The 246-nt window shown below is 58.9% G+C and carries 1 protein-coding gene; it reads left to right on the plus strand.

Annotated elements, in window-relative coordinates:
- Positions 1–54: 54 nt before the first annotated feature.
- Positions 55–246, plus strand: a 192-nt coding sequence (locus tag QSV46_RS40610; RefSeq protein WP_314964366.1) for a PilZ domain-containing protein, incomplete at its 3' end; no start/stop codon positions are given.

Below are 246 nucleotides of genomic sequence, written 5' to 3' on the forward strand. Positions count from 1 at the left end.
GGATAGTAACTTCGCCCGTAGATTACTTCCCTGTTCAAGTGGGAGGTCCATGTGGTGGACGAGCACAGAATAGCACCACGGCGCCGGCTCTTGAAGTCGGGCAAGATTTCGTTTGGCGGCGCAGTCATCGATTGCACGGTGCGCAACCTTTCCGAAACCGGCGCTGCGCTCGAAGTGAGTTCCCCGGTCGGCATTCCCGAATGCTTCACGCTGGTGATCGAAGCCGACCACATCCACGTGCCGTGC

The sequence above is a fragment of the Bradyrhizobium cosmicum genome (genome assembly GCF_032290525.1).
GTDB classification, from domain to species: domain Bacteria; phylum Pseudomonadota; class Alphaproteobacteria; order Rhizobiales; family Xanthobacteraceae; genus Bradyrhizobium; species Bradyrhizobium cosmicum_A.